Annotated in this window: 19 protein-coding genes and 7 pseudogenes; 13 read left to right on the plus strand and 13 right to left on the minus strand. The window is 61.3% G+C overall.

Going from position 1 to position 25,451, the window contains the following annotated elements; genetic code table 11:
- Positions 1–36 precede the first annotated feature (36 nt).
- The 4 genes and pseudogenes from WDN46_12105 (at position 37) to WDN46_12120 (ending at position 3,145) form a co-directional block, all read left to right on the plus strand.
- Positions 37–1,599 (plus strand): DEAD/DEAH box helicase, encoded by a 1,563-nt coding sequence (locus WDN46_12105; protein ID MEJ0094147.1) that lies wholly within the window; start codon positions 37–39, stop codon positions 1,597–1,599.
- A gap of 68 nt (positions 1,600–1,667) precedes the next feature.
- A pseudogene (locus WDN46_12110) lies at positions 1,668–1,805 on the plus strand (transposase).
- Positions 1,772–2,395, plus strand: coding sequence for an IS5 family transposase (locus tag WDN46_12115; GenBank protein ID MEJ0094148.1), 624 nt, complete (start codon positions 1,772–1,774; stop codon positions 2,393–2,395). Before WDN46_12110 ends, WDN46_12115 begins: the two are co-directional and overlap by 34 nt.
- A 72-nt stretch (positions 2,396–2,467) precedes the next feature.
- Entirely contained in the window at positions 2,468–3,145 is a 678-nt protein-coding gene (locus WDN46_12120; GenBank protein MEJ0094149.1) for a hypothetical protein, read from the plus strand.
- A gap of 360 nt (positions 3,146–3,505) precedes the next feature.
- Here WDN46_12120 and WDN46_12125 read toward each other — a convergent pair.
- The 3 genes and pseudogenes from WDN46_12125 to WDN46_12135 form a co-directional block, all read right to left on the minus strand.
- Positions 3,506–4,272: pseudogene (locus tag WDN46_12125) on the minus strand (IS5 family transposase).
- Between the two features lie 142 nt (positions 4,273–4,414).
- Positions 4,415–5,759, minus strand: a pseudogene (locus tag WDN46_12130) (IS1182 family transposase).
- 72 nt (positions 5,760–5,831) lie between these two features.
- Positions 5,832–6,728 (minus strand): LysR family transcriptional regulator, encoded by an 897-nt coding sequence (locus WDN46_12135; GenBank protein ID MEJ0094150.1) that lies wholly within the window; start codon positions 6,726–6,728, stop codon positions 5,832–5,834.
- A gap of 106 nt (positions 6,729–6,834) precedes the next feature.
- On the opposite strand from WDN46_12135, the gene WDN46_12140 reads away from it, so the two are divergent.
- From WDN46_12140 to WDN46_12165, 6 genes and pseudogenes are all read left to right on the plus strand, one after another.
- Complete coding sequence (locus WDN46_12140; GenBank protein ID MEJ0094151.1) at positions 6,835–7,635, plus strand: SDR family NAD(P)-dependent oxidoreductase; 801 nt, start codon at positions 6,835–6,837, stop codon at positions 7,633–7,635.
- 24 nt (positions 7,636–7,659) lie between these two features.
- Positions 7,660–8,445 (plus strand): SDR family NAD(P)-dependent oxidoreductase, encoded by a 786-nt coding sequence (locus tag WDN46_12145; GenBank protein MEJ0094152.1) that lies wholly within the window; start codon positions 7,660–7,662, stop codon positions 8,443–8,445.
- A 318-nt stretch (positions 8,446–8,763) separates the two neighbouring features.
- Positions 8,764–10,348 (plus strand): annotated as a pseudogene (gene istA / locus WDN46_12150) (IS21 family transposase).
- Positions 10,338–11,189, plus strand: coding sequence for an IS21-like element helper ATPase IstB (gene istB / locus WDN46_12155; protein MEJ0094153.1), 852 nt, complete (start codon positions 10,338–10,340; stop codon positions 11,187–11,189). Before istA ends, istB begins: the two are co-directional and overlap by 11 nt.
- Positions 11,170–12,322 (plus strand): annotated as a pseudogene (locus tag WDN46_12160) (IS3 family transposase). The gene istB and the pseudogene WDN46_12160 overlap by 20 nt, the downstream one beginning before the upstream one ends.
- A 28-nt stretch (positions 12,323–12,350) precedes the next feature.
- Positions 12,351–12,500: pseudogene (locus tag WDN46_12165) on the plus strand (DUF4142 domain-containing protein).
- Positions 12,501–12,636: 136 nt separating this feature from the next.
- Here WDN46_12165 and WDN46_12170 read toward each other — a convergent pair.
- The 8 genes from WDN46_12170 to WDN46_12205 are packed head-to-tail and all read right to left on the minus strand — an operon-like array spanning position 12,637 to position 22,351.
- The gene (locus WDN46_12170; GenBank protein MEJ0094154.1) at positions 12,637–13,017 is read right to left on the minus strand and encodes a hypothetical protein; all 381 of its coding nucleotides are present in this window, start codon (positions 13,015–13,017) and stop codon (positions 12,637–12,639) included.
- Positions 13,010–13,534 carry a hypothetical protein gene (locus WDN46_12175; protein ID MEJ0094155.1) on the minus strand — a complete coding sequence of 175 codons (525 nt, stop codon included), beginning with the start codon at positions 13,532–13,534 and terminating at the stop codon, positions 13,010–13,012. The genes WDN46_12170 and WDN46_12175 overlap by 8 nt, the downstream gene beginning before the upstream one ends.
- Entirely contained in the window at positions 13,527–14,045 is a 519-nt protein-coding gene (locus WDN46_12180) for a hypothetical protein (GenBank protein MEJ0094156.1), read from the minus strand. The genes WDN46_12175 and WDN46_12180 overlap by 8 nt, the downstream gene beginning before the upstream one ends.
- Positions 14,046–14,066: 21 nt before the next feature.
- The gene (locus WDN46_12185) at positions 14,067–16,547 is read right to left on the minus strand and encodes a hypothetical protein (protein ID MEJ0094157.1); all 2,481 of its coding nucleotides are present in this window, start codon (positions 16,545–16,547) and stop codon (positions 14,067–14,069) included.
- Positions 16,544–18,643 carry a hypothetical protein gene (locus WDN46_12190; GenBank protein ID MEJ0094158.1) on the minus strand — a complete coding sequence of 700 codons (2,100 nt, stop codon included), beginning with the start codon at positions 18,641–18,643 and terminating at the stop codon, positions 16,544–16,546. Before WDN46_12190 ends, WDN46_12185 begins: the two co-directional genes overlap by 4 nt.
- 2 nt (positions 18,644–18,645) lie before the next feature.
- A complete protein-coding gene (locus WDN46_12195) occupies positions 18,646–21,609 on the minus strand; it encodes a lytic transglycosylase domain-containing protein (GenBank protein ID MEJ0094159.1) in 2,964 nt (987 codons plus the stop codon).
- 13 nt (positions 21,610–21,622) lie between these two features.
- Positions 21,623–22,045 carry a hypothetical protein gene (locus WDN46_12200; protein ID MEJ0094160.1) on the minus strand — a complete coding sequence of 141 codons (423 nt, stop codon included), beginning with the start codon at positions 22,043–22,045 and terminating at the stop codon, positions 21,623–21,625.
- Positions 22,046–22,054: 9 nt separating this feature from the next.
- Complete coding sequence (locus WDN46_12205) at positions 22,055–22,351, minus strand: hypothetical protein (protein ID MEJ0094161.1); 297 nt, start codon at positions 22,349–22,351, stop codon at positions 22,055–22,057.
- Between the two features lie 217 nt (positions 22,352–22,568).
- Between WDN46_12205 and WDN46_12210 the strand changes: the two are divergent.
- From WDN46_12210 to WDN46_12220, 3 genes and pseudogenes are all read left to right on the plus strand, one after another.
- A pseudogene (locus tag WDN46_12210) lies at positions 22,569–22,706 on the plus strand (transposase).
- Positions 22,673–23,296 (plus strand): IS5 family transposase, encoded by a 624-nt coding sequence (locus tag WDN46_12215; GenBank protein MEJ0094162.1) that lies wholly within the window; start codon positions 22,673–22,675, stop codon positions 23,294–23,296. Before WDN46_12210 ends, WDN46_12215 begins: the two are co-directional and overlap by 34 nt.
- 60 nt (positions 23,297–23,356) lie before the next feature.
- Positions 23,357–24,001: a hypothetical protein gene (locus WDN46_12220; protein ID MEJ0094163.1), complete on the plus strand. Its 645-nt coding sequence runs from the start codon at positions 23,357–23,359 to the stop codon at positions 23,999–24,001.
- Between the two features lie 261 nt (positions 24,002–24,262).
- Here the strand turns inward: WDN46_12220 and WDN46_12225 are convergent, their stop codons facing one another.
- Positions 24,263–24,706: a hypothetical protein gene (locus WDN46_12225; GenBank protein MEJ0094164.1), complete on the minus strand. Its 444-nt coding sequence runs from the start codon at positions 24,704–24,706 to the stop codon at positions 24,263–24,265.
- A 23-nt stretch (positions 24,707–24,729) separates the two neighbouring features.
- Positions 24,730–25,419, minus strand: a complete 690-nt coding sequence (locus WDN46_12230; protein ID MEJ0094165.1) for a hypothetical protein — start codon at positions 25,417–25,419, stop codon at positions 24,730–24,732.
- Positions 25,420–25,451 lie beyond the last annotated feature (32 nt).

Below are 25,451 nucleotides of genomic sequence, written 5' to 3' on the forward strand. Positions count from 1 at the left end.
TTCGTCGCCGCTTTCCCCGCGGTCGCCGTCCGCCAGATGTCGGCATCGTTCGCCGAATTGGTCGAGCACGGGTTTCCCCATGAGATCGTCGACCAGTGGGTTACGCACTTCCCGCAGGGACTGAACCCGCTGCAGCTAAGGGCGGTGAATGACCGTGGCGTACTCGAGGGCAAATCGTTACTGGTGGTGGCGCCGACAAGCTCTGGCAAGACACTGATCGGAGAATTGGCCGCGATCCGGGCAGTAGTGGCCGGCGAGAAAGCCGTGTTCCTTCTGCCGTACCGAGCGCTCGTGAGCGAAAAGTTCGAGGATTTTAGCGCTCGCTTCGCGCCCGCCGGTCTGCGGGTCGTGCGATGCAGCGGCGACGCGTCTGACGGTGTCGGCGCCGTTCTGAGCGGTCGATACGATCTCGGGTTCTTCACGTACGAGATGTTCCTGAACCTCGCGCTTGCATCGCCGCGTCTGCTGAATCAACTCGGTCTGGTGGTGCTCGACGAAGGTCAGTTCATCACCGATCCCAATCGCGGCATCACGGTCGAGCTCATCTTTGCGCTGCTGCTGCGGGCGCGGCAGCGCGGGATCGAGCCCCAACTCGTCGTCTTGTCGGCCGTGATCGGCAACCTCAACAACTTCGACAGATGGCTGGATTTACCCCTCCTGACCTCGCGGGAGCGGCCGGTTCCGTTGATCGAAGGCGTGCTCGACCGGCGAGGTGTCTTCCAATTTGTCGACGTAGACGGGACGACGAAGACGGAGCCGCTGCTGTCGCCGCATCAGATCGTGCAACGGCGGGATAAGCCATCCTCGCAAGACGTCATCGTTCCCGTTGCCAAGCAGTTGGTCGCGAAAGGCGAAAAGCTCCTTGTCTTTCGGAACATGCGCGGTCCCGCTCAGGGCTGTGCACGGTATCTCTCGAAGGAACTTGGTCTTCCGCCCGCAACCGGCGTGATCGCTGTCCTGCCGACCCAGGACCTGACAGCCGCTTCTCAAGATCTGCGCGAGTGTTTGCAGGGAGGCACCGCCTTCCACAACACAAACTTGCTGCGGGCCGAGCGCGAGGCGATCGAGCGGGGATATCGAGCCGCCGACGGGGGCATCCATGTCCTGGCGGCCACAACAACGCTCGCGGCTGGAATCAACACGCCAGCTTCCACCGTTGTCCTGGCCGAAAACGAATTCGTCGGCGAAGACGGACGGCCCTTCACCATCGCCGAGTACAAAAACATGGCCGGGCGGGCGGGTCGCTTGGGCTACAATGAGATCGGCAAGGCGATCATCCTGGCCGACACACCGATCGAGCGTGCGCGGCTGTTTCAAAAGTATGTGCTGGGGACGCCAGAAGACGTCATCTCGTCCTTCCAGCACCGCGACCTCCCGACCTGGACGCTACGCTTACTCAGTCAGGTCCGGGGCGTCCGACCGGAAGAGATTCCGAGCCTCCTGGTCAACACATTCGGCGGTTACTCCGCTTCACGGGCCAACCCGCAATGGGTGCGGCTCGTCGAAGGGGAGGTCTCGGCGCTTGTCGCGCGCCTCCTGCAGGCGGGTCTTGCGGAGGCGGATGGTGAGCTAGGCTCAGGACCTATTAAATTTGCCTGAGATGTGATTCCTGGTCTCCGCATGGGGAGGCTGGGATGAGTGATTTGTTTTTGTTGGGCGAGCGGCAGATGGCGCGGCTTGCGCCGCATTTTCCTCTGTCGCATGGCGTTCCGCGGGTTGACGACCGTCGGGTGGTCAGCGGAATCGTCTATGTGATCCGCAACGGCCTGCAATGGAAAGATGCGCCCAAGGATTACGGGCCGCACAAGACGCTTTACAATCGCTTCATCCGCTGGAGCCGGCTCGGCGTCTTCGACCGCATATTCGCCGCGCTCGCTGGCGAAGGTCCAAAGCCCGAGCGCATCATGATCGACGCCACGCATCTGAAGGCGCATCGCACAGCGGCGAGCCTGCTCAAAAAGGGGCTCTTCCCCGCCGTATCGGGCGCACGAAAGGCGGACTGAACTCGAAGCTCCACGTCGTTTGCGACGGCGCCGGCAAGCCCCTCGTCATGTTGCTCTCGGAGGGCCAGATGAGCGACCACAAGGGCGCGCGGCTGATGCTCAAGGCTTTACCGCCTGCTTCAATGTTGATCGCCGACAGGGGCTACGACAGCAACTGGTTCCGCGCCGCGCTGAAGGCCAGGGGCGTCGAGCCCTGCATCCCGCCAACCAGAAGCCGCAAGCTTCCCATTGCCTATGACAAGACGCTCTACCGCCAGCGTCACAAAATCGAGAACATGTTCGCCAAGCTCAAGGACTGGCGGCGCATCGCAACCCGCTATGATCGATGCGCCCACACCTTCTTCTCCGCCATCTGCATCGCAGCCGCCGTCCTCTTCTATCTCAATCAATGAGTCCTGAGCCTAGTCCACCTGACATTACTCGGGCGAGCTTGTGGGGCATCGTCGTTGTCGTTCGAGTCGAGCTTGCGCCTCGTTGAGCTAATGCGTCACCTCGACGTCGCACAGGCGGACCCGGTGCAGGTACTCGCCATCGTCCAGGTTTTGGCTGAGATGGACGGAATCTACACGCCGGTGATGAAGCGCGGCCAGTCCGAGAGCGTACGGCCGAGTCAAGCTGCCCAGCGCTTCGGTCACGTGACGGCTCAGGGCCTGCAGCGCTACTGCCAAGACCAATTCGAGTTCTGGGCGCGCTGCAAACGGGCGTCGATCCTTTTCGACTGGATCGCGGGCACATCTATCGATGACCTCGAGCGCAGCTATTCGACGACACCGTTCCAAGGTGCAATCAGTTACGGCGATATCCTTCGCATAGCCGACGGCGCGCGTTTCCATCTCCGGTCCGCCCATCAGATTCTTTCCGCGCTGTTCCCTGACCAGCCGGTATTTCTCACGGCGCTCGATGAACTCCTACGTCGGCTGGAATTCGGATTGCCGGCGGCCGCGCTTGGTCTGACTGACCTTTCGGCGGCCCTCTCGCGCGGCCAGTATCTCGCATTGCTTGCCGCCGGCGCGGGCACGGCGGCTGCTGCCAAAGCTCTTGATCGGGACACGCTTACGCGGTCTGTGGGCGCCGTCGCGGCGGCGGCTATCAGAGGAAAGCAGGATGCGCCCAAAGGGATTACGGCGGCTACAACAGAGTGATGATGCGTGGCCGATGCGCGGGGCCGTCCAATGCACGAAGGGCGGAAATCGACACCCGCTCAAGTCGCATCGTGCAAAAGGAAAGTTCGAATGTCATCGGGAACCGAGAAGATTCGGGACAATCTTGCCAAGGCCATTCGGGCATGCATCGACAACGCCCAGCGCCTGCACACAGAGACTTACGATCTGGAATTCCGGCTTCCGTCCGCCACACGATATTTCCTGCTGATCATCGCGCAGGAAGAGGCCGCGAAGGCGTTCGTTCTCTATCTCATCAAGGAGGGAATCGTCCCGCTGACTTCGGCCGTTCGGCGGGCTATCAACGACCACGCGTGCAAACAGCTAGGCAGTAGTGACGAACTACCTGAGCATGATAGCAATAGCGGCGAGCAATACGAAGCCTCGGTAGTTTGCGAGGAGCTTGTCGTATCGGGTTGCGACGCGCCGGAACTGCTTCAGTTTATTGAAGAAACGCTCGACGAGATTGCGCTCCTTGTAGAGCGCCTTGTCGTAGGGGAGCGGCGCGCGGCGATTGGATTTTGATGGGATCACCGGCTCAGCCTCACGCATAAGAACAGCCTTGCGCAAGTGATTGGCGTCATAACCTTTATCGGCGATGATCGCATCGGCCGCAAAGCCTTCGATCAGGGCGTGCGCTTTTGTGATGTCGTTGCGCTGCCCAGGTCCGAGAAGGAGCCGAACGGGGTTGCCGAGTGCGTCTGTCGCGGCGTGGATTTTGGTGCTCAAACCACCGCGAGAGCGGCCCAGGCCTTGGGCATCCGCCCCCCTTTGGCGATCCTTGCGCCGGCCGCGTGCTGATGGGCGCGCACGATTGTTGAGTCGATCATCAGCCATTCGAGATCGGCCTCGGCGGTGAATGCCTCAAGAAATCCGTCCAAGGCGCCGCGCTCGATCCAGCGATAGTAGCGGCGTTTCACCGCCTGATGGTCGCCGAAGCGTTCGGGCAGATCGCGCCAGCGGCCGCCCGAGCGGGCCATCCATAACAGCGCGTCGACGAAGCGTCGATTGTCGCAGCGCGGCCCGCGCTGGCCGGCTCTTCCGCCTGGCACAAGATCACAAAGCCGCTCCCATTGATCGTCTCGCAGCGCATCGACATCCCGAATCATCAAGGCTGATCTCCAAAAATCAGCCTTGAATCATGGAAAGATCCTCGCGAGAATCCCCCAAACGCCGAATTCGTCACCACGGCCTAGGAGCCTGTCCTGGTAACGACTTTTGATGAAAGGGGTACACGGTGGAGCGGAGCTGTCAGGCTCGCTTTTGCGTCGCCTTTGCGAGCTTGAGGAGGTTGTGAGCGGTGCAGATCATGGCCCATTCGGCGCGAACGCGCTCGAGGCCACGAAGAAGGAACTGCCGGAAGCCTCGCGCCTGCTTGATCTGACCAAACACCGGTTCGACAACTTGTTTGCGCAAGCGGTAGCGACTGCGCCGTCCGGCGCGCTTGAGCGTCGCGGCCATGGCGCTCATCAAAGGGGTCTTCGTCAATTTGCGATGTCCGGCGGCATGGGCTTGCCCGTGCCGGGCGCGCCCTGGCGGGAGAAAGCCTCGGATGCGCCGCTGCTTCAGGGCGGTCAGGTTGGCCTCTGTCGCGAAGCCGGCGTCACCCGAGATTTCCCTTGGCTTGCGGCCGAGATGGGTCGACACGTCGTCCACGAGAGGCAGGAGCGCGCGATAGTCGGCTGAAGTCGTCACGAGACGATGCACCACGATGATCTGATGCGAGGCGTCGACGGGCGATCTGGCCGTTGTAGCCTTGTATAAAGCCGTCGCGCGTCGGCAGGATGCGGCTGTCCGGATCGGTGAAATTCTTCTGCGCCCGTTCAGGCGGAGCTCCGTCATCGCCACGCAGCGGGCGGCCCTGCCAGCGCATGCCCGACGACGCGCCCGGTCCTCCTTCGTCCTCAGGATCGGGCGGATCGGCGGCTTCGGCCTCAAGAGCAGCCTTGGCGGCCCGGATCGCCTCCAGCCGACGCTTCTTGTCGGCCATCCAGTCCGGCGTTGCGTCGCTGCGCCGCCCCTCGCCGTGCTCCTCATCCTCGGCGGCGTCGGCGTGATCGGCGCGGTCCAGCCAGCCCTTGACCTCGGCGGCGAGCGCCGGCTCGGTCGTTTTCATCCGGCCATAGCTCATCGCCTTGTGGCGCGAGGCGTTGGCCTTCAGCTTGGTTCCATCGACCGCCACATGCCCTAACTGCACGAGGCCCGCCGCCCGGCAAAGGCGCAGCACTTGCACGAACAGATCCGATAAGGCGTCCAAATGGCGTTTGCGGAAATCGGCGATCGTCCGGAAATCGGGACGGTTCAGGCCGGTGACGGCCATCACGTCGACCCGCTCCTCGCAGGCGCGGGCAAGCTGGCGCGAGGAATAGATCCCCCGGCTGTAGCCGTAAAGCAGCAGGGCGACCATCATGCCGGGATGGTAGGGCGGAAAACCGCGCTCCTCGCCATAGCAGTCAAGGATCGCGGAAAGATCGAGCCCTTCTCGCACCGTGTCCCGGACGAAATGCGCCAGATGATCCGGCGGCCCAAACTCATGCAGAGAAGGCGGCAGAAGCCAGCCCTGATCTACATCCCATGAGCGAAATGTCTTGGCCATAAGCCAAGTGAATCACCCCGCCGCCGCCCTGTCGAGACGATTACTCGGACAGGCTCCTAGATGTGTCCATAATTATGCGACGTTCGCCTCCCGGACCATTGCGATGAATGCGCGCAGAGCGGCAGGAACATGGCGATGCCCTGGATAGTAAAGGCAAAGGCCCGGCGAGGTAGGTATCCAGTCTGTGAGCACGCGCGCGAGCCGGCCCTCGGCAATCGCGGTTTCAACCGCAGCGTCGGAAAGATAGGCGAGCCCAGCCCCTTCGATCGCAGCCTTCAGCATCAGTGATGGTTCGTCGAGCGTCAGCGGCCCCGGAACATCCAGGCTGAGCTTCTCCCCTTGCCGCTCGAATTCCCATCGATAGAGTCCACCGCTCGGCCAGCGCGCTCGGATACAGCGGTGGGACATTAGATCGCCTGGTGTCGAAGGTATCGGTTTGTTTTCGAAATAGGCCGGCGAACCGACCACCGAAAAGCTGAGCGCCGATCCCAGCGGTACGGCGATCATGTCGCGCGGGACCGATTCCGCAAGCCGGATGCCCGCATCGAAGCCGTCGAGCACGATGTCGACGAGGCGCGCTTCCGTCACGAGGTCGACCTTTATGCCGGGATAGAGGCGAAGATAATCGAGGACGATAGGCGAGAGGATCTGGTGTGCAGCCGTTAGCGAACTGTTGATGCGCAATGTTCCGCTCGGCGTCGCGCCGTGGCTGTTGGCTGATTCCATCGCGCTTTGAATGTTGGAAACGGCCGGGGCCACCTGCGCGACGAACTCCTCGCCAGCCGACGAAAGCGAGACGCTCCGCGTCGTCCGGTTGAAGAGCCTCACGCCGAGCCGAGCCTCGATCCCTGCCACGGCACTGCTCACCGCCGTCGACGACATGCCGAGCTCGGTCGCGGCAGCGCGAAAGTTCCTGTGCTTCGCAACTGCGATGACCGCCTCCAACTCAACCAGTCCGCTTTTGTGCATTGTCCCGATTTTCCAGATAACTCATGCCGTTTCATATCACTTATCTGCGCAATTAGCGAATCCTATCTGCTGCTTCATCTCCAGGAACCACGAAGGAAGCGGCGCAATGGATTTGAGGATTTCGGACAAGCGGGCCTTGGTGACTGGGTCGAGTTCAGGCCTGGGCAGGGCGATCGCCATGCTTTTGGCAGCCGAAGGCGTGACCGTCGTCGTCCATGGGCGGAACGAAGAGCGCACGCGCATGGTAGCTGAGGCCATCCGTGCCGAGGGCGGCAATGCAGAGACGGCTATCGGTGATCTCGCGACCGACGCGGGGGCCGATGCCGCCGCCGCGGCGGCTCTCAAGGGCGGTCCCGTCGACATCCTGGTCAATAATGCAGGCGCGTATCATCATCTGTCCTGGATGGAGGCAACGCCCGAGCGCTGGATTGAGACCTATCAATCCAATGTGCTGTCCGGCGTGCGGATGATCCAGCGCCTAGTGCCTGCAATGCGCGAACGCCGATGGGGCCGAGTTATCCAGATCGGTGGCGGTCTCGCCATCCAGCCGATCCCCATGCTGCCGCACTACGAAGCCTCGCTCGCGGCCCGTCATAACCTCGCCGTCTCCCTTGCGCGTGAACTCAAGGAGTCCGGCGTGACGTCCAATGTGGTGGCTCCTGGCGCCATCCTCGTACCGTCGGTCGGCGACCTCCTCACGCAAGTCGCGCCGCGTTTCGGATGGGGCGAAAGCTGGGACGAAATCGAACGCGGAGCGGTGCGGGACATGGTGCCCAACGATGTCGGACGCCTCGGGCGGCCGGAGGAGATTGCGGCCGCAGTTGCCTACCTCGCCAGCCCTCTTGCCGACTACGTCAGCGGTGCGGTCCTCCGCGTCGACGGCGGCACCATCCGCTCCGTCAACTGAGAATTGCCTTCGAAGGAGATTTCCATGCCAAAGGTCTGGTTGATCACAGGCAGTTCACGCGGGCTCGGCCGGGCGCTGGCGGAATCCGTTCTGGCTCACGGCGATAGGCTTGTCGCGACGGCCCGCAATCCAGACCAGCTTGCGGACCTTGCCAAACGGTACGCCGACCGGGTTCGGACCGTTATTCTGGACGTCACCGACGAAGCAGCGGCCGAACGCGCCGTCCGGACGGCCATCGACGCGTTCGGTCGTCTCGACGTGCTGATCAACAATGCCGGCTATGGAAATGTCAACGCCATCGAGGACACCAGCCTTGCCGAGTTCAGGGAGCAGATCGAAACCAATCTTTTCGGCACGATCATCATGACGAAGGCCGCGATCCCGTTGATGCGCGAGCAGGGCTCCGGACACATCGTCCAGTTCTCCTCGGTCGGCGGACGGGTCGGCGCGTTGGGCCGTGCGCCCTATTCCGCCGCCAAATGGGGCGTCGAGGGATTCTCCGAAGTGCTGGCCAAGGAGGTTGGGCCGCTCGGCATCAAGGTCAAAATCGTCGAACCGGGCGGCTTCCGGACCGACTTCGCCGGTGTCTCGACCGTCATCCGCGAGGGACGTCCGGTATATGATGCAACCGTCGGCGCCACCGCCCGCTTCCAACGCGATTTCAACGGCAGGCAGCCCGGCGATCCCGCCAAGGCGGCCGTTGCCATCGTTCATATCGCCGGCCTCAGCCGAGACGATGTTGGGTTTGGCTGCGGCGCGCTCAAAGTTGCGGTCCAGAACCTTACGCGCCACGCGGCCTCGATGTTCTGAGTTACATCGCTTGGTCGCCGGAGCCGTGCACTGAGGACCAACGGGCTTCGCCGCGGCGCGACAGCTATTACCGGTCCCGGGAACGACCCACTGGAGCTGATATCGAGTTCGCTGGCCGGAAGTCTTCCCGCAGGAAATCGTACGATCGCGAAATCGTCGAAGCTCCGCGAAAGATCGTCACCCGGATCGCGGGCAGGATGAACACTGTTGATTTCCACTGAGAACTGACCCAGGCAGCGCGGGTTTTTCCGCCGAGAACTGACCCATGTTCGAACCTTACCCCTTTGGCGTGGCCGGGGGGGCGATGGAGTGATCGACATGGAGTTATTGAGCGTCATCCGGCGCTGGCATTATCGGGATCATTTTTCGATCCGAGAGATATCGCGGCGCACAGGTCTGTCGCGGAACACGGTGCGCAAGTACCTGCGCTCTGACAGCATCGAGCCCAAGTTTAATCTTCCTGAGCGGCCGAGCGGGCTGGACCCCTACGCCGACAAGCTGTCGCATATGCTGCGACAGGAGGCAGGGAAGTCGCGCAAGCAGAAGCGCACGATCAAGCAGTTGCACGCCGATCTGGCGGCGCTGGGCTACGACGGATCCTACAATCGCGTGGCGGCTTTCGCGCGGGATTGGAAGGACGCCCGACAGCGAGAGCAAAAGACCACGGGCCGCGGCGTCTTCGTGCCCCTTGCGTTCATGGCCGGTGAGGCGTTCCAGTTCGATTGGTCAGAGGACTGGGCGGTCATCGCGGGCGAGCGGACCAAGCTCCAGGTCGCTCACTTCAAGCTCAGCTATAGCCGCGCTTTCTTTCTCCGCGCCTATCCGCAACAGACCCATGAGATCCTGTTCGACGCGCATAATCACGCCTTCCGCGTCCTGGGCGGCGTGCCGCGGCGCGGCATCTACGACAATATGCGAACCGCCGTCGATAAGATCGGACGCGGCAAGGAGCGCAAGGTCAACGCCCGCTTCTTAGCCATGGTCAGTCACTTCCTGTTCGAGGCCGGGTTCTGCAATCCGGCGTCCGGGTGGGAGAAAGGCGGAGCCCGCCAAGGGTCCGGCATGCGAAGCATGTTGGATGGCGGGCGGAGGTCAAATCGAAAAGGACGTCCAGGACGCCCGCCATCGGCTTTGGCAACCGACGCCCAGCTTTCCCTCCCTGGCGGCGCTGAACAATTGGCTGGAGACGCGCTGCCGGGAACTGTGGGCGCAAACGGCGCACAACTCGCAGGCGGGCTCGGTAGCCGACGCCTGGGCCGAAGAGACGCGGCATCTGATGCAGCTTCCGAGGCCGTTTGACGGTTTCGTCGAATACGCCAAGCGCGTCTCGCCGACGTGCCTGGTCCATCTCGACCGCAATCGCTACAGCGTGCCGGCGTCCTTCGCCAATCGCCCGGTCAGCGTGCGGGTCTATCCCGAGCGTATCGTCGTCGCTGCCGAAGGGCAGATCGTCTGCGAGCACGCCCGCGTCTTCGCCCGCTCCCACGAACGCAAGACCACGGCGACCGTTTTCGATTGGCGGCATTATCTCGCGGTCATACAGCGCAAGCCCGGAGCCTTGCGTAACGGCGCGCCCTTCGCCGAACTGCCGCCTGCCTTCCGGGCTTTGCAACAGCGCCTGCTCAAGACGCCGGGCGGCGACCGCGAGATGGTCGAGATTCTAGCCTTGGTTCTCCAGCACGACGAGCAAGCCGTGCTCACGGCTGTCGAACTGGCGCTGGAGGCTGGCGCGCCGACCAAGACACATATTCTGAACCTGCTCCACAGGCTGGTCGACGGAAAGCCCATGGACACGCCTCCAATAAAGGCTCCGCAGGCTTTGACCTTGACCACCGAGCCGCAAGCCAACGTCGAGCGCTACGACGCTCTGCGCAAGACCCGGGAGGCGCGTCATGCGTCATAATCCCGCCGCCGGCGCCGTCGTCATCATGCTGCGGGCTCTCAAGATGCACGGCATGGCTCAAGCGGTCGGCGAACTGACCGAGCAAGGCTCTCCCGCCTTCGAGGCCGCTCTGCCGATCCTGTCGCAACTCCTGAAGGCGGAGACCGCCGACAGGGAGGTGCGGTCGACGGCCTACCAATTGAAGGCGGCCCGCTTCCCGAACTACCGTGACCTTGCCGGCTTCGACTTCGCCAGCAGCGAGGTCAACGAGGCGCTCGTCCGCCAGCTTCACCGCTGCGAGTTTCTCGAGGACGCGCACAACGTCGTCCTGGTCGGCGGCCCAGGCACGGGCAAAACGCATCTCGCCACGGCCATCGGCGTCCAGGCCATCGAACATCACCGAAAGCGCATCCGGTTCTTCTCCACCGTCGAACTCGTCAACGCCCTCGAGCACGAGAAGAGCCAAGCGAAAGCTGGCCAGATCGCAGGGCGGCTCGCCTATTCCGACCTCGTCATCCTTGATGAGCTTGGCTACCTGCCGTTCAGCGCCTCCGGTGGAGCGCTGCTCTTCCATCTCTTGAGCAAGCTCTACGAGCGAACCAGCGTCATCATCACGACGAACCTAAGCTTCGGCGAATGGGCGACCGTGTTCGGCGATCCCAAGATGACGACGGCGCTGCTCGACCGCCTCACCCATCGCCGCCACATCGTTGAGACCGGAAATGACAGCTTCCGCTTCAAAAACAGCTCGGCGAAGCCCGCCAAACCCACCAAGGAGAAATGGCCTGCCGCCGGTTTCATGGACACCGAAAAAAGGTGCTTCATGAATCTGGAGGTGGGATATGGCGAGGCGCGTATTTAGTCGGGAGTTCAAGGTCGAGGCGGTTCGTCTTGTGCGCGAACGGGGTGTGAGCGTCGCACAAGCATGCCGTGACCTGGATGTGCATGAAAACGTTCTGCGGCGATGGTTTCGGGAGTTGGGCTCCGACCCGAAGCAGGCCTTCCCTGGCCACGGACAGCAGAAGCCCGAGCAACTCGAAATCGAGCGCTTGCGGCGCGAAGTAACGAAGCTGAAGGCGGAGCGCGACATCCTAAAAAAGGCCGCAGCCTACTTCGCGAGGGAGTTGACATGAAGTTCGGCTTTATCGCGAAGCACCGTCGATCTGGCCGGTGGCATGGCTGTGCGAAGCGTTGGGCGTCTCGAGATCTGGCTTCCATGCCTGGCTGCATCGCGGGCCAAGCGCCCGAACGATCGTTGACGAGGAACTGACGGCGAAGGTCCGTGCGAGCTTCATCGGCAGCGCCCGCACCTATGGCGCCCGAAGAGTCTGGCGGGATGTGCTTGCCGATGGCGTTTCCTGCGGCCTGCACAAGATTGAGCGGCTGATGCGGTCCAACGCCCTGCGGGCGCGGCCGCGTCGCCGTGGCCTGCCAAAGGACGAAGGCGAACGCTCGACTTCGGCCGAGGCGCCGAACGCGCTCGACAGGCAGTTCACGGCTGGTCAACCAAACCGCAAATGGATCGCTGACTTCACATATATCTGGACGGCCGAGGGCTGGCTGTACGTCGCCGCCGTCATCGATCTCTTCTCGCGACGGGTCGTCGGCTGGTCGATGAAGGCGGAGATGACGGCGCAGCTCGTCACCGATGCGCTCATGATGGCGATCTGGCGGCGCGGCAAGCCGGACGCCCTGCTACATCACTCCGATCGCGGCAGCCAATACACGAGCGACCAGTTCCAACGGTTGATGACCGATAACGGCGTGATCTGTTCTATGAGCCGCTCCGGCAACGTCTGGGACAACGCCGCGATGGAGAGCTTCTTCTCGTCGCTGAAAACCGAACGGGTCGGCAAAAAGATCTACCGTACGCGCGACGACGCCCGGGCAGACGTGTTCGATTACATCGAGCGGTTCTACAATCCGGTGCGCAGGCACTCGACCATCGGCTATCTCAGCCCGGTTGAGTTCGAAAGGAAGGTCGGATTAGCTTAACTGCCTGTCCATGAAACCGGCGGCAGGCCAGGTGCAAGCTCATAAGAGCGCCGTCGACCTGTTCGATCGCTACGCCAAGGGTGGCGACAACGAGGCGGTGAAGGAGTGGGCGGCGAAGACAGTGCCAGCACTGAAATCACACCTAAGCATGGCTGAAACTCTCAGCGCGGACCACTAGGGAATTGATGTGCCAGCCCGTGGCTGATTCCGCAAACCACCAGGCGCTTCCCAGGAAATCTGAAAGTGCCTAGAGCGATTCGTTTCATTTTTGGTCGCGCGTTTGAAGGGAGAAATCCGTAGGAGGCTTCCCATGCTCATTCAGCCGTAGGAACCGTGTCGTGCGATGAAGGGCTAAGCAATTTGAGGCGGCGATCTAACCCTTCCCACTGCCGCTGCCGACGAGCCAAAACCTCAGGATGGATGTTGTAGAGGAGCGTGGTGTGATGCGGCTGACGCCGTACAACCGCAAGTTCCAGGCCAAGCGCCACCATTACACAATCGAAAGACATCGGCCCAAATCCTCTGATGCCTGCTTCGAGTTTCGAGTAATATCCCGATTGCAAGCCGGTTATGGCGTCCACGTCGAGCTGGCATAGACCGAGTTCCTTGCGCCGCATCGCCACGGCCGCGCGAAGTCCGGCATAATCCCGAACGATGATCATCGGTTCGACGATGCGTTCGACTGTGTCAGTCATTCGGAAATCCCTCTGTTCTCTTTCCGAGGCGGATGACGTATCCGGGCGCGACGTTGTTTTGCTGCACGTTGACGTTGACGGTGTTGCCGGACGAGGACTTTCCTTCGATGGAGTCGATCGCTTTGAGGCGCACTGTTTTTGTTGCTGCTGATCCGTCGCCAGGGTCATCGCGGATTTCGATTGCTGTAGCGAGATTGCGAGGGCGCTCGGCGTTGCGTCTATCGCTGACTGCTTTGTTGAGCGCCTTCGCGAAGAGCTCGGTTGACGCCAGCTCGCGGGCTTGGCGGGTGCGGACGCTGCAGGCCAGGGCAGCTTGTTTCAGCGTGAGGGGCGTCCCGGCTTCGATGAGCTTTCCGTCTATGTGCTGATCATTGTCGAGACCATGGACCATGCAATCGATGACAGCGGCTGCGTAATCTGGGAGCGCTCTGAGGGATGCGAGCGGGGGCTTGATGCGCTGTCCTTCCGCGCGATTACGGATTTGCCCGACAGCAATAGCAGGACGCGGGTCACTCATTCTCGCTAGCCTCTGCTTCGGACCGGCGAGACCTGATGATAAAGCCGGGGTTGGCGGACCGGATGAACGCAGGTCGCTCAGGGTGCGCGGACCGCATCTCGGCGAGTTCTTCTTCGAGCCGCCGGCATCGGGCATCGGCATCTCGCCGCGCTTGCAGGAGTTTATGTCGCTCATCGCGCCAGGCCACGTCCACGCGAACATCGGCGAGTCTGGGGCAGGGGTTCGGCGGCGACTGATTGGCGACAGCCGCGTCAAAAGCAGCATTATAAGCCTCGATGAAGACTGGGCTTTTGGTCAGCTCACGGGCCGCCTTTCGCCGATACCCTACCGCTTCCGCAGCGTCATAAAGTCCATACGGCGTGTGGCTGCGGTCGTCGGAATGGCCGTCAATCATGAGGGAGATCATTTTGACCATCCGTGCGTTGAGCGCGACGGGACCGCCAACGCGCTTGCGTGTTGGCCGGCCGTCGCGACCAAGGATCACCGGTACTTCTGCAGGCTCATGGGTCATCGCCGTTCTCGCATCAAAGAACTATCGGAAACCCGAGGTGAGATTCGGCGCAGCGCTCGGCGCGCTCTCGCCGGGAGCCCACCAGAAATCTTGCCCATGAAGACGTTGAGCGGTCTCTCGCTGGCGACCGAATGAGCCCGCATAGTCAGGATCTACTTGCTTACGAATGTTGTCGAACAGGAAACGATTCGCGAGGAGCCGCGTGTACCAGATCGTGCTTCCCGGCGTATAGCGCTGAATATCGTCTGCGAGCGCGGCTCCGAAGTTGAAATGATCGCCCTGCTCTGCCGCTCGTCGTGCGCTGGAAGTGAGCCGCTGAACCGATGCCGGGATCTGCGCGAGCGGGCCGATCGCTGCCTCCGTCAAACTGGTTCCTGAGCGAGAGAATCCTTCTTTCAGGAAGTCTCCATAGATGCCGAGGGCGCCGCCCTGGGCTGCTGCCTCGCCCCAAAAGAATGGATCTTTCATCTGCTGAGGGTCTTTGCCTTGGAGAACTTGCTTCGCCTGCAAAGCCACGGCGCCCGCCATAGTCATAAAGAGGCCGAGCTGCGCAGCCTGCCCCCACTGACCATCGGCCGCTTCCTGTGCCGCCCGCACGCCATGCGTCGCCAACATAGAAATCGGGAAGCTCTTGAACATGAAGAATGACCGCGCCGCGTCGCCGCCCAGAGTCCCGCCTTTGACGCCGCCCGTAGTCAGGGCACGGACGCGGTTCGATCCGCCCGCAAGATAGGCGAATTGCTTTTCGTCTCCGACTGCGCTCATCAGCTTCGCTCGAATGTCATCGTCGAGCCTATCTGGCATGAGGAACCGCGCGGCGCCGGCCGACATGGTTTCACCGGCAGAGAGCTTCGCCCAATCCGCTTCCGTGAAGCCGTAATCTTTCATGAAGCGCGCGAATGGCGCGTCCAAATCGCCGAAGGCTTTGCCTGAGCGCTCGGCGATCGAGGCCATAAATTCCATGGTGAAGGCGCGATTGATCGCCTGATCCCACGCATGAAGCCCCTGAGCGCGTACTACGAAGTCAGCCATCCGCTGAAAGACGCCGGACCCGACGAGTTGATCACCATATTGCTTAGTCGCCAGGGCAGCTCGTGACGATGCATGTGCGACGATCCCAAGCCTCGAGGCAAACGCTTCTTTGTCGGGGATATCCTTGAAAAGTTGATCGGTGATCGCCGCGGTGAGCCGTCCCATGTTCAGCCCGCGAAAGTTGGCAGCCATTGCCCAGTTGACCGTATCGGAAGGGATCGCGGTCACGATAGCCGAGCCCATATTTGTCGCGGTCATGAAGGAGCGCGCGCCCTGCATCACGCCGGCGAACGTGTCGCCCTCGACGCCGGAAAGCTGCCCAGTCATATATTGCTGCATCCGCTTCGCCGCGGTGCGACCCTCGAGGCCGACCATCTTCAGAAGACCGTCGCCGATCTTCTCAAAGGCGTTTTTCCCGGATGGCTGAAGCGCGCGCTCTGCGTCCTCGTTGATCGCGTCCTTCAAAAGCTGTTCGCTCGAGGAACGGAACCCAGGCCCCAGAACATGGAGCATAGCGAGCTCGCGGCCCATCTTCTCGGCGTGGTTCTGCATCATGGCGAAATAGCGGCCCTGGCCTGGCCCGTATTTATCCATCAACTCTAGATAGGCGTCAGAGCCGCGCTGCCCTTCCTGAAACCGGAAGACGCGTTGTTCATCCTTAAAGATGCTGCCCGGACCAACGCCGCTCGACAGATCCTTTCGGATATTTTTCGACGCCTGGTCAATGACGCGCGCCTGATCAGCGCCGCCGACCATCCTTCCAGTTTCTGGATCGAAAACTTTCACTCCACCGGCATCAATGTGCTTTTGAAGATCGGTCTTGAAACTGGCATCGCCGAACTTGCTGACGCGCGCAGAGTCCCAAAACTGCGGCAAACGCCAATCCTCGGCCGTGTCGAAGACCTTGCCGAGGTTTTCAGCCCGCTTCGTTCCCCAATCGGTCGCGGCTTTCCAGCCTGCCGCTGCTTTCGAGGCGATGGCGTCCCCGCTCTTAACCCCGAAAAGCTCGCCGATCATGTTGCGGACGCCGGCGACATCCTGCTTAAGTCCTGCTGCCTTCGATCGATAGGCTTCGTCGGCCGCGTGCATCTTTTGCGCGATCTGCGGCTGGTAGAATTCCCGCTCGAGGCTGGTCACATTCTGGCGATCGACGCTTGGCGCATTCCTGATATCGCGGTCAAAAAGACCCATGAAGCCGGCCAGCGGACCATTCGGATGCGCGTTGATCCTGTCGATGTTTGAGTTATAGAGCGCCATCCTCCGCGCCAGTTCGACCTTTTTCGCCTGTGCCGTGCTCTCCAATATCTCGGCCGCCTTCAGCGCGGCATAGCCCTCTGCCGTGGCCTGGTCCATCTGCTGCTGAAGGCCTTCATTCAGAACGCCGTCGAAAATGGAGCGGGCATCATCGGCCTGCTTTTGAGAGATCTTGCCCTCTTTCAGAAGGCGAGAGAGACAGCTTGAAATGCTCATTCTGCGGCTTCTTGCACTGGCCCGGCGCATCCCCGAACTTCGTCGGCGAGGCTCAATTGATTGTTGATGTCGTTTAGTTCTTTGTCAGCAAACCCGAGCGAAACGCCGCCGTTTTCATCCTCAATCGGAACGCGGTTACGGCCAACAGAGATCGAGCGGTCAAGATCAGCGAACATAGCGTCATGGGTTTTAGGATCGACGAAAGCCTTATCGATTGCTTCAGGAGCCGACGCCTGCGCCGTCATCGCTGTGACATTCTGCTCTTTGGCGATAGGTCGAATCGACTCGACGGCGCGAGGTGCGATCTCCTCCGGTGATCCCGCGATCCCCTCGGCGAACGATCTAAGGTTGCCAGCGATCCGGTTTTTCGTCGCGGGCTTCGTCATAGCCTCATCGCGATAAAACATGCGCGCAGCCTGGGTCGCAGTGTCCGAGGCGAAGCTATCGTGAAGCTCATCCCAAATAGACGTTCCTTTGTCCTTGGCGGCGCGCACCGCGGCGGCGGCCTGCAATACGTCTGGCGTGATATCGTGACCCGGCAATGCCGTGCCATCAGAAACAGCGTCTTTGATCCGGCCCCACTCTGGTGCAACTTCGGACAGCGCCTCGCCGATCGCCTGGATATGCTTATCGGGATGACCGATGAGGCCGCTAACGCTGGTCTGGTCGCCATAGGCTTTGACGATCGGATCTTCGCGAACGGGAGCTTCGGGGATGAGCGGCGCATTATTTCGGGCAGCGTTGATCTCTGGTCCAAGCCGCGCCCGCTCTGTCGTCTTGTCGAGAAGCCGCATCCGAACCAGATTTTCCCGATCGTCGAGCGCCTGCTGGCTCGACTCGCCGATGCCCACATTCTCGCTTTGTAGGCGGTCGATCTCGTCGCGGATATCCTGCGCGGCCGGCGAGGATCTGCGCTTTCCCGTAAATGCGGCAAGTTGGCTCTGAAGATCGGCAATGCGCTCGCCGCCAAGATCGGCAGGACCGGCGGCGCGCTCTTCGGCGATCCGCGCCAGTTCCGCGCGACCCTGGGCAATGTCCGAGTCAAGACCATCTGCGCGTTGATACAGATCTGGAAATGCCGCACGCGCCGAGGCGTCGAGTTGCTGCACGTGGTCGGGGATGGTCCGCGCATGGTCCGCAGCCGAGGCCGGAAGCTCTGGCGTCTGTCCCGTCATAAGGTCGTTTTCGATCTTCGTCACCGCTTCGCCATGTGCGGCCGCGCCATCGACGCCAGTCCTGAAGGGGTTGTTCGCCGCGATATCCTGCACGCGCTCCGCGACATTGGCGGCATCTTGAAGCTCGGGCGCTACGCGAGCGGCAACGTCGGGCGCCGTGGTGCGAAGACTTCTCCAGATCGCCCCGGCGCCCATGCCGAGAAATTTGCCGCCGAGATCAAGCGCCACGCCGCCAAGCCCAGCCGTCGCGATCTCCTCCGCCGAATCTCCGAACCCGTATTCAGGTTTTACGGCCCTCTTGTAATTAAAGGTGAGCGCTTCCTGCGCGGCCTGCTGGGCGGCCATCGAAGTGCCGGTCAGCAGCGCCGAGCGCAATAACCCGTTGCCTTCCGGCAACGTAGTCAGCGCTGCGATGTTCAGACCGGCGGTGACGGGATCCGAGAATTGCGCGCCAAGGCCAGCTGCAATCCCGGCAATTCCTGATCCAAATCCCTGCGCGCCCTGGCTGATCCTGGCGACGTTCTGTTGGGCGGCGCGCGCCTTGGCGAGCCCCGATTGATATAGGGTGTCATTGTCGGGGAAATTCAGCGAGGGATCGTTGAACTTTTCTGCAAGATCTTGCGTCCGGTCCTGAACCTGATCGAGCGCGCCTTGCTGGTCTCCAGCTCCCAGGAAGAACATTTTCGCGCCGCTGCGATAGGGATTGGGCAGGCGCTCTCCGGTGACTTGCTCGACGCGATCTAAATGGTCCTGCGCCGCGTCGGCCATATTGTTGACCGACGCCATGACGGTATCGTTGCGCGTGCTGGCGTCCCACGCAGCGGAAAATGCCTGCGTCGGCGTTGTCTCGATGGTCTGCGCCGGCATGCGCGCCGCCGCGGCGTCGCCGTCTTGCTGCTCGGTTTGAAAGCTATCGAGCATGGTCAAAGGCCCCTGTTATTCGAGGGGGCGCCAAACCCGCCGCCGGTCTTGCTGGCAAGGCTCATCGGGGGCTGTTCGACAGCATTCGACGTATCGTCACCGAGATATGGCCCGACGCTCGGACGGTTCATGGCTGATCGAAGATCGAGGACAAATGCGCCGCCGTCCGCATTCTGAAGATATTGGCGCGCCTTGTCGTCTCCTGAGAACACGCGATAGGTTCCCTCGCCGCGCGATTCAAGCCGCCAGTTCGAGCCTCTGAAAATGCCGCCCAGGGAGGGTTTAAGCGCCGCCGCCGGGAAGGTTGAACCGTCCGCCGTCTTCGCGCCCCTAAAGTCATCATCGGTCAAGCCGATAACCGCGGCCTGAAGCTGTCCCGCATTCGCGCCATAGGTCGGCGCGATCACGTTCGAACCGCGATAGCTCAGAATGCCGCCGGTCACTGCGTCGACAGAGGACTTCCAACGGTCTGAATTGAATACCTGGCTAGTGTCGCCTGTCTTGGCTGATTGCGCAGCATAATAGGCCTCTGCCGCGTTCTGCACCGCGCCGCGGATAACCGGCGACGGGAAATCGTTGGCGGGGAACGTCCGCATGGTATTCATTTGGATGTCGGCGGCTTTCGGCGCGAGGCGCGGTTCGGTTTGGAGAAGAGCGGCGCCCTGCACAATGTCCGTCGCCGCCGCGGGCGCGTAGCGATTGACAGAACCGGCGACCGTGAAGATCTGCCCAGCCTTCCCGGTTTGACCGATAGCCGCTAGCGTCGCCTTTTGCTGCGCTTCCGGCAAGTTTGAAATCGCTCCCATGAGGCCCATGCGCTGATCTAGCGGACCGTTCGCCACCACGTCTTTGACTTGGTCGATCTCCTTAGGGGCGACCACCGATTGCGGAACGCCAGTCTTCGTTGATAGTGCGGAAGCGGCGGCACTGCGCGCCGAGAGGGCAGCAGCAACGGCATCCGGCCCCTGCGTGAAGTCGAGCAGAGGAACAGGGGCCGCTATGCCGCGCTTGGCCGCATATTGAAACGGATTGTTTTTGAACTCGTCTTGGCTCTTCTTGAAGATCTCGTTTGCCGTGCTCGCGATTTGCATATGTGTCAGATCGGCGCCCTGCTGAGCTCGTGAATAATCATCGAGGAAAGCCTGTCCCTCCGCCTGCTGCATTGATGACGCGATCTGCGCGACATGAGCTGCCGCGACCGTCTGTAAGTGCTCCTGGTAATGCTGTTGGATCGTTGGATCAGTGCTTGTGCGTCCGATTTGGTCGATCTGCGCGAAGACCTGCGGCGACGGAGTATTGCCATTTTTGATCTGGGCATCGGCCTGCGTGAGCAAATTCGCGTAGAGATTCGAACGCATCTTTTGATCGCTCGCGACCTGGCGCAGCGCTTCCGAGCCAAGGAACGGGTTAGCGGCTAACTCTTGCGGCGTGAATGGGACGCCATTGACGCTCGCCGGCGCGCCGCCGGCGAGCCGGCCCGTCACATCAGCTACATAGGAGGATGTGGTTTTTCCTGTCGGATCGGCGCTGTTCCGGATATATGGCGTAGGGCTGCCAACCGGCGCAACGTTCGCCGGCCCCGAGAAATAGGCCACAGCCACGCGCGCAGCGTCACCGTTATAGCGCGTGTAATAGTCGTGAATGATCCGCTTGCTGACCGCAAGATTATCGGCTGGATTGTTGATGTTTTCGCCGGGGTTCGCATATTGGGCAAAGGTCGCGGGCTCGATTTGCCCAATCCCCTTGGCTCCCGTCGAGCTGGTCGCAGCATTCGGGTTCCCGCCCGATTCCTGTCCGATGATTGCGCCGTGAACCTGTTCAAGCGACGGCGCACCGCCGACGCCCATTTGCGCCGCCTGCTGGTTCGGCGTCAGACCGGGCATGGCCCGATGAAATCGGTTCACCTGTTCGAGGGCATTGAATTGCTGAACGGCCGCGGGATCGCCGGTATTCTTGGCCGACTGGCGCATATCGTCCCAAACGGGACCGGGCAGCGTCCCGCCGGCTGCGATGACATCTCGCGCCTGCTGCATCTTTTGCGAATTGGCTTGGATGGCGACCGAGTTTTGGTTCGTCAGGAAGCTGATTCGAGCGTCCACCATCCTTTTTGCAACGGCGCGATCAGCGTCTGAAAATCCGCTGATCTTGTCGATTGAATCATAGGCATCTTTCTGCGCCATGATCATGCCGCGCGACTGAGCGACTGCATCGACATGACCGATAATTGCATCTCCGGAGACCGCATTGGTCGCTTCCGTGCGCAGATTATCGACCACGGCTTTCGGCATCTGATAGAGCGAATTGACCTCAAGCGCGTCGTGGAGCGAAGCGAGCTGCGCCTTTTTCTGCTCGAAAACTGGCCCACTGGTCACGCCGGAAGAGGCCATCTGGCTTAGATCGGTTATCGTCGCCTGTCTTTGCGCAAGGAGATCGTCTTTCGCGTTCGAAACGTCAACTCTCGCTTTTTGATCAACGAGACTGTGGTAATTCTGGTCGAAAAGTGAATCTGCATTGGCAAGTAGCGTCTGACCGATCGCGCTAGGCCCATAGGCCGCCTGAGAGGCTGCGCGGTAGCTTGCGTAAGCTGCTTTGAAGGCGGCAGGATCGCCGTCATGCTGGGCGCGCATGTCAGCCAGATCAGCTGATGTATTAAGTTGTCCGCGGGCTACCGTCCCGGCCAAAACGGCATGCTCATATTCGTCACCAGCCTTACCCAGGATCACGCTGGTCTGCGGCGTCAGTATTTGGATTTGGCCGCTCGGATCGCGGGTGACGGAGGCATTCTGCGCATCTTCTCGGCCCGCTTGTTCGGCCAGCGGTACGGCAACATCCTCGAGCCCCGGTCCGAGCTGTTCCGCGCCTTGCGCAACGAAGTCGGCAGAGCGGGTCACGTCGCCGCCGGACACGCGCGAGGTCGGATCTTCTGCGGTGATGTCGCCCTGCTGTGGAATATTTACGAGAGCCATCGGGGAATCCTGTTCAATGAAAAGCCGGGCGTGGCGCGCCGAGTTGATGAAGACAGTCCTCCACGAGGCCTATGAGCCGGACGCGCTCAGATTCCGTGAACGATCCGCACATAATCAAAACGTCGTGGTCGGCTCGCGTAAGAGCTGCGTCGTCGGTCTCCAGAAACATCGCACGCGCGGTGCTGGCCATTATGATATCGAGGGTCTTTGCGATGAATGCCGCGTCGTCAGCGTTGCGCGCGGCCTCGGTGTAGCCTTGGCGCGGGTCCGCAACCTTTTGATCGAGCAACTTCCGTCGCTCTTCGCGCGCCGCTATCCCCTGCCATCTGTTCATCATCAGACTGTGAGCAAGTTCCATCATAGTGGATTCGATGAAATCGAGCCGCAAGGCCTGCGTATAACCCCAGCGTTGGTGCGAAGTGGTTTCGAGAGCCATCGGGGAATCCTATAGCAGACCGAGGAGGGCCGGGGCTGCGGACGCCAAGCCGCCGAGAGCCTTACCAGCGCCGCCGAGCAACCCACCAAGCAACGCGTTATTCGCGCTTTGCGTGTAGAACTGCGCCGCATCCTGATCCTGTTGTGACTGTGCGTCGATATTCTGCACCTTTTGCGAGATCTGTTGCTGACCGGTCGTACGGACATTGTTTTCGATCGCCTCGCCGGTCGGGCTATCGCCCTCGACGTTCGCCGAAGCGCGCACCGCCTGAATATTATCGATCGACGTTTGCAAGTTCCGGGACATGAATGTCGAGGTCTGCAAGGCCTTGATCTGGCCGAACTGCGACGCGCGCTCTGCTTGCTGCGCCTGAAACTCCGATCCCTCGGCATTCGCATTGCCCTGCTGGACTGCGCCAAAGACGCCTAGGCTCAGGACCTATTAAATTTGCCTGAGATGTGATTCCTGGTCTCCGCATGGGGAGGCTGGGATGAGTGATTTGTTTTTGTTGGGCGAGCGGCAGATGGCGCGGCTTGCGCCGCATTTTCCTCTGTCGCATGGCGTTCCGCGGGTTGACGACCGTCGGGTGGTCAGCGGAATCGTCTATGTGATCCGCAACGGCCTGCAATGGAAAGATGCGCCCAAGGATTACGGGCCGCACAAGACGCTTTACAATCGCTTCATCCGCTGGAGCCGGCTCGGCGTCTTCGACCGCATATTCGCCGCGCTCGCTGGCGAAGGTCCAAAGCCCGAGCGCATCATGATCGACGCCACGCATCTGAAGGCGCATCGCACAGCGGCGAGCCTGCTCAAAAAGGGGCTCTTCCCCGCCGTATCGGGCGCACGAAAGGCGGACTGAACTCGAAGCTCCACGTCGTTTGCGACGGCGCCGGCAAGCCCCTCGTCATGTTGCTCTCGGAGGGCCAGATGAGCGACCACAAGGGCGCGCGGCTGATGCTCAAGGCTTTACCGCCCGCTTCAATGTTGATCGCCGACAGGGGCTACGACAGCAACTGGTTCCGCGCCGCGCTGAAGGCCAGGGGCGTCGAGCCCTGCATCCCGCCAACCAGAAGCCGCAAGCTTCCCATTGCCTATGACAAGACGCTCTACCGCCAGCGTCACAAAATCGAGAACATGTTCGCCAAGCTCAAGGACTGGCGGCGCATCGCAACCCGCTATGATCGATGCGCCCACACCTTCTTCTCCGCCATCTGCATCGCAGCCGCCGTCCTCTTCTATCTCAATCAATGAGTCCTGAGCCTAGCCCCTGTCGCGGGTGATATCGAGGCAGCTCGATCAGCGGCGCACGCAATGGGCCGCCACGGTGCTGCCTTGTGTTATGCGCTCCAATTCGAAACAGCGGCTCGGCAATGGGACATCGTAGGCCAATGGGTTCCACTTTCGGATCCGCGACCTTCCACCATTATCGGAGGAGGCCAGAAGTGGATCGGGCCGACCTGGGCCGCCATTGACGCCAATATGGTCCTGACCCTGACGCCGACGAAAACCGAAAAGACCACCGCGAAGCGGACGCACATCGACCTTAAGCTTTGCCCTATGGTCGTGGATGAGCTTGCCTTGATCCCTCCGGAATCGCGGACCGGGCCGCTGATCATCAACGAAAATACCGGCTTTCCGTATGGGGAGGTAGCATTCCAGCGCGCCTGGCGGATGGTTAGAGATCGCGCTGGCTTATCTCCCAAGCTATGGAACCGAGACATCCGCGCCGGGGGGATCACTGAAGGCGGCGAGGCTGGCGCGAGCTCAGACGATCGCGCCAAACTCGCCGGGCATTCTAGCCGAAATATGACACGCTCGGTCTACGACCGCGATGTTCTTGCAGGCTCCAATCGCGTCGCTATGGCGCGGGCGGCGTTTCGGGAGAGACAGCGCGATGGAGGCGAGAGACATGACAAAGTTGATCGATCGGAGGGTGAGCTTTTGCCCCAAGATTGATTCGGGCCTTCCGCCCCTGTTCGGTCAGCGATAGAGCCGCCCGGCGACAGCGAAAGCCGCTGCGCGACGCCGTCCGAAGGGCATCCGGTACGTCCGTACAACTTTGCGAGTCCCGAACGACCTGGGAATCAGCTACAGGTGGACCCTGCATTTTAATCACCGAGACATTTCAGCGGAAGAACAGCCGAAGAAGCAACTGTCGGGCAAAAGAGTGAGGGCCAGTCGTAGACAACTTGAGCCGCTGGAGCGACGACAGTATAATCACTTGCCCTTTCGCTTCGCCCGTGCGTCCAACACCGCCTTCGCCTTGCGCCACTTGCGCCACCTCGTCTTCGCGGCATGGCTGGCTGATTTACGGCGCTGTTCTCGCGTCGTGTTATTGACGTACGCGCGGCCGCCTTTCGCTCCCGATTTTTTTCGGACTATTTTGTAATTCTCGACGTAATTTCCTGATCCGTCTGCGGTATCGCCATGCGGAGGTGCGGTTGGCATAGCCGCGATGGCGATTCCCAAGACGCCAAGGATCGGTCCAAGGGAATAGCCGCTAAAATACTTGGCGCCACTTTCGATCTTGCCGGTCAGGCCACCTGGCATGCCTGCCAGTTCGTCGACGGCAAGCTGAGAGAGCCCGAGTGGCTTCCGCCGCGTCGCGATGAGAGTGCGGAGCTCGACGTAATCCGACGCAATGCCGATGATCTCGTTCATCTCGCTTTCATACTCTAGACTGCCTAGTCGCCGGCGGCCAAAAAAAGCGCCTCAAGTGCGTCACTGCGATCGCAGATATCCTCTACGCAGGCAAGATATCGCAGCCGTGCGGCTTCGTCCCCGGGTGTTGAGCATCGGTATTCGCACAGCATCAACAACGCATTGGTCTCCGCCGCCGACGCGGCGGAGACCTCATGTTCGACGACGCCCAAACCGCTCAACCTTTTGGCTTCCTCATCCTGGGCGAAGAAGCGATCGACTCCGGCAACCGCCTCGTCCTTAACCGCGTCGCAGAGGTCGACGTATTGCTGGAGCCTTTCGGGAGACCCGTGTTTGATTATCCATGAGTCGTCGGAACGGAATTGATGGGACTTGTTGATCTGCGCCTTAATGGCCGCATGATCGCGGCCTGCATGATAGTCCTTCCCGGCCGGGCTGAGAGGGGCATACTCTGGAGGTGAATGCATGCGGTAAGCGACCTCGGCAGTAGCGAATTTTGACGACGCTTCCTCCACCGCGGCCCAAGTGCGGCGGTGCGTCTCGATCAAGCGCAATAACTCCGGCGAGACTGAGCCGCCCCGCGCCGCGGCCGCGACAGGCCCGGAGGCAAGCGCCGCGCTGCCGGCTATCCCCAACCCCACCTTTGCGAGGGCTGAGCGGCGGTTGAGATTTGGCAAGCCGGTATCGGCTGCCCGAACTGTGTTGTTCGGCATTGCTGTTGCTCCTTGACTTTCTAAATCGCCTT

The organism is Methylocella sp., from assembly GCA_037200525.1.
In the GTDB taxonomy this organism is placed as follows: domain Bacteria; phylum Pseudomonadota; class Alphaproteobacteria; order Rhizobiales; family Beijerinckiaceae; genus Methylocapsa.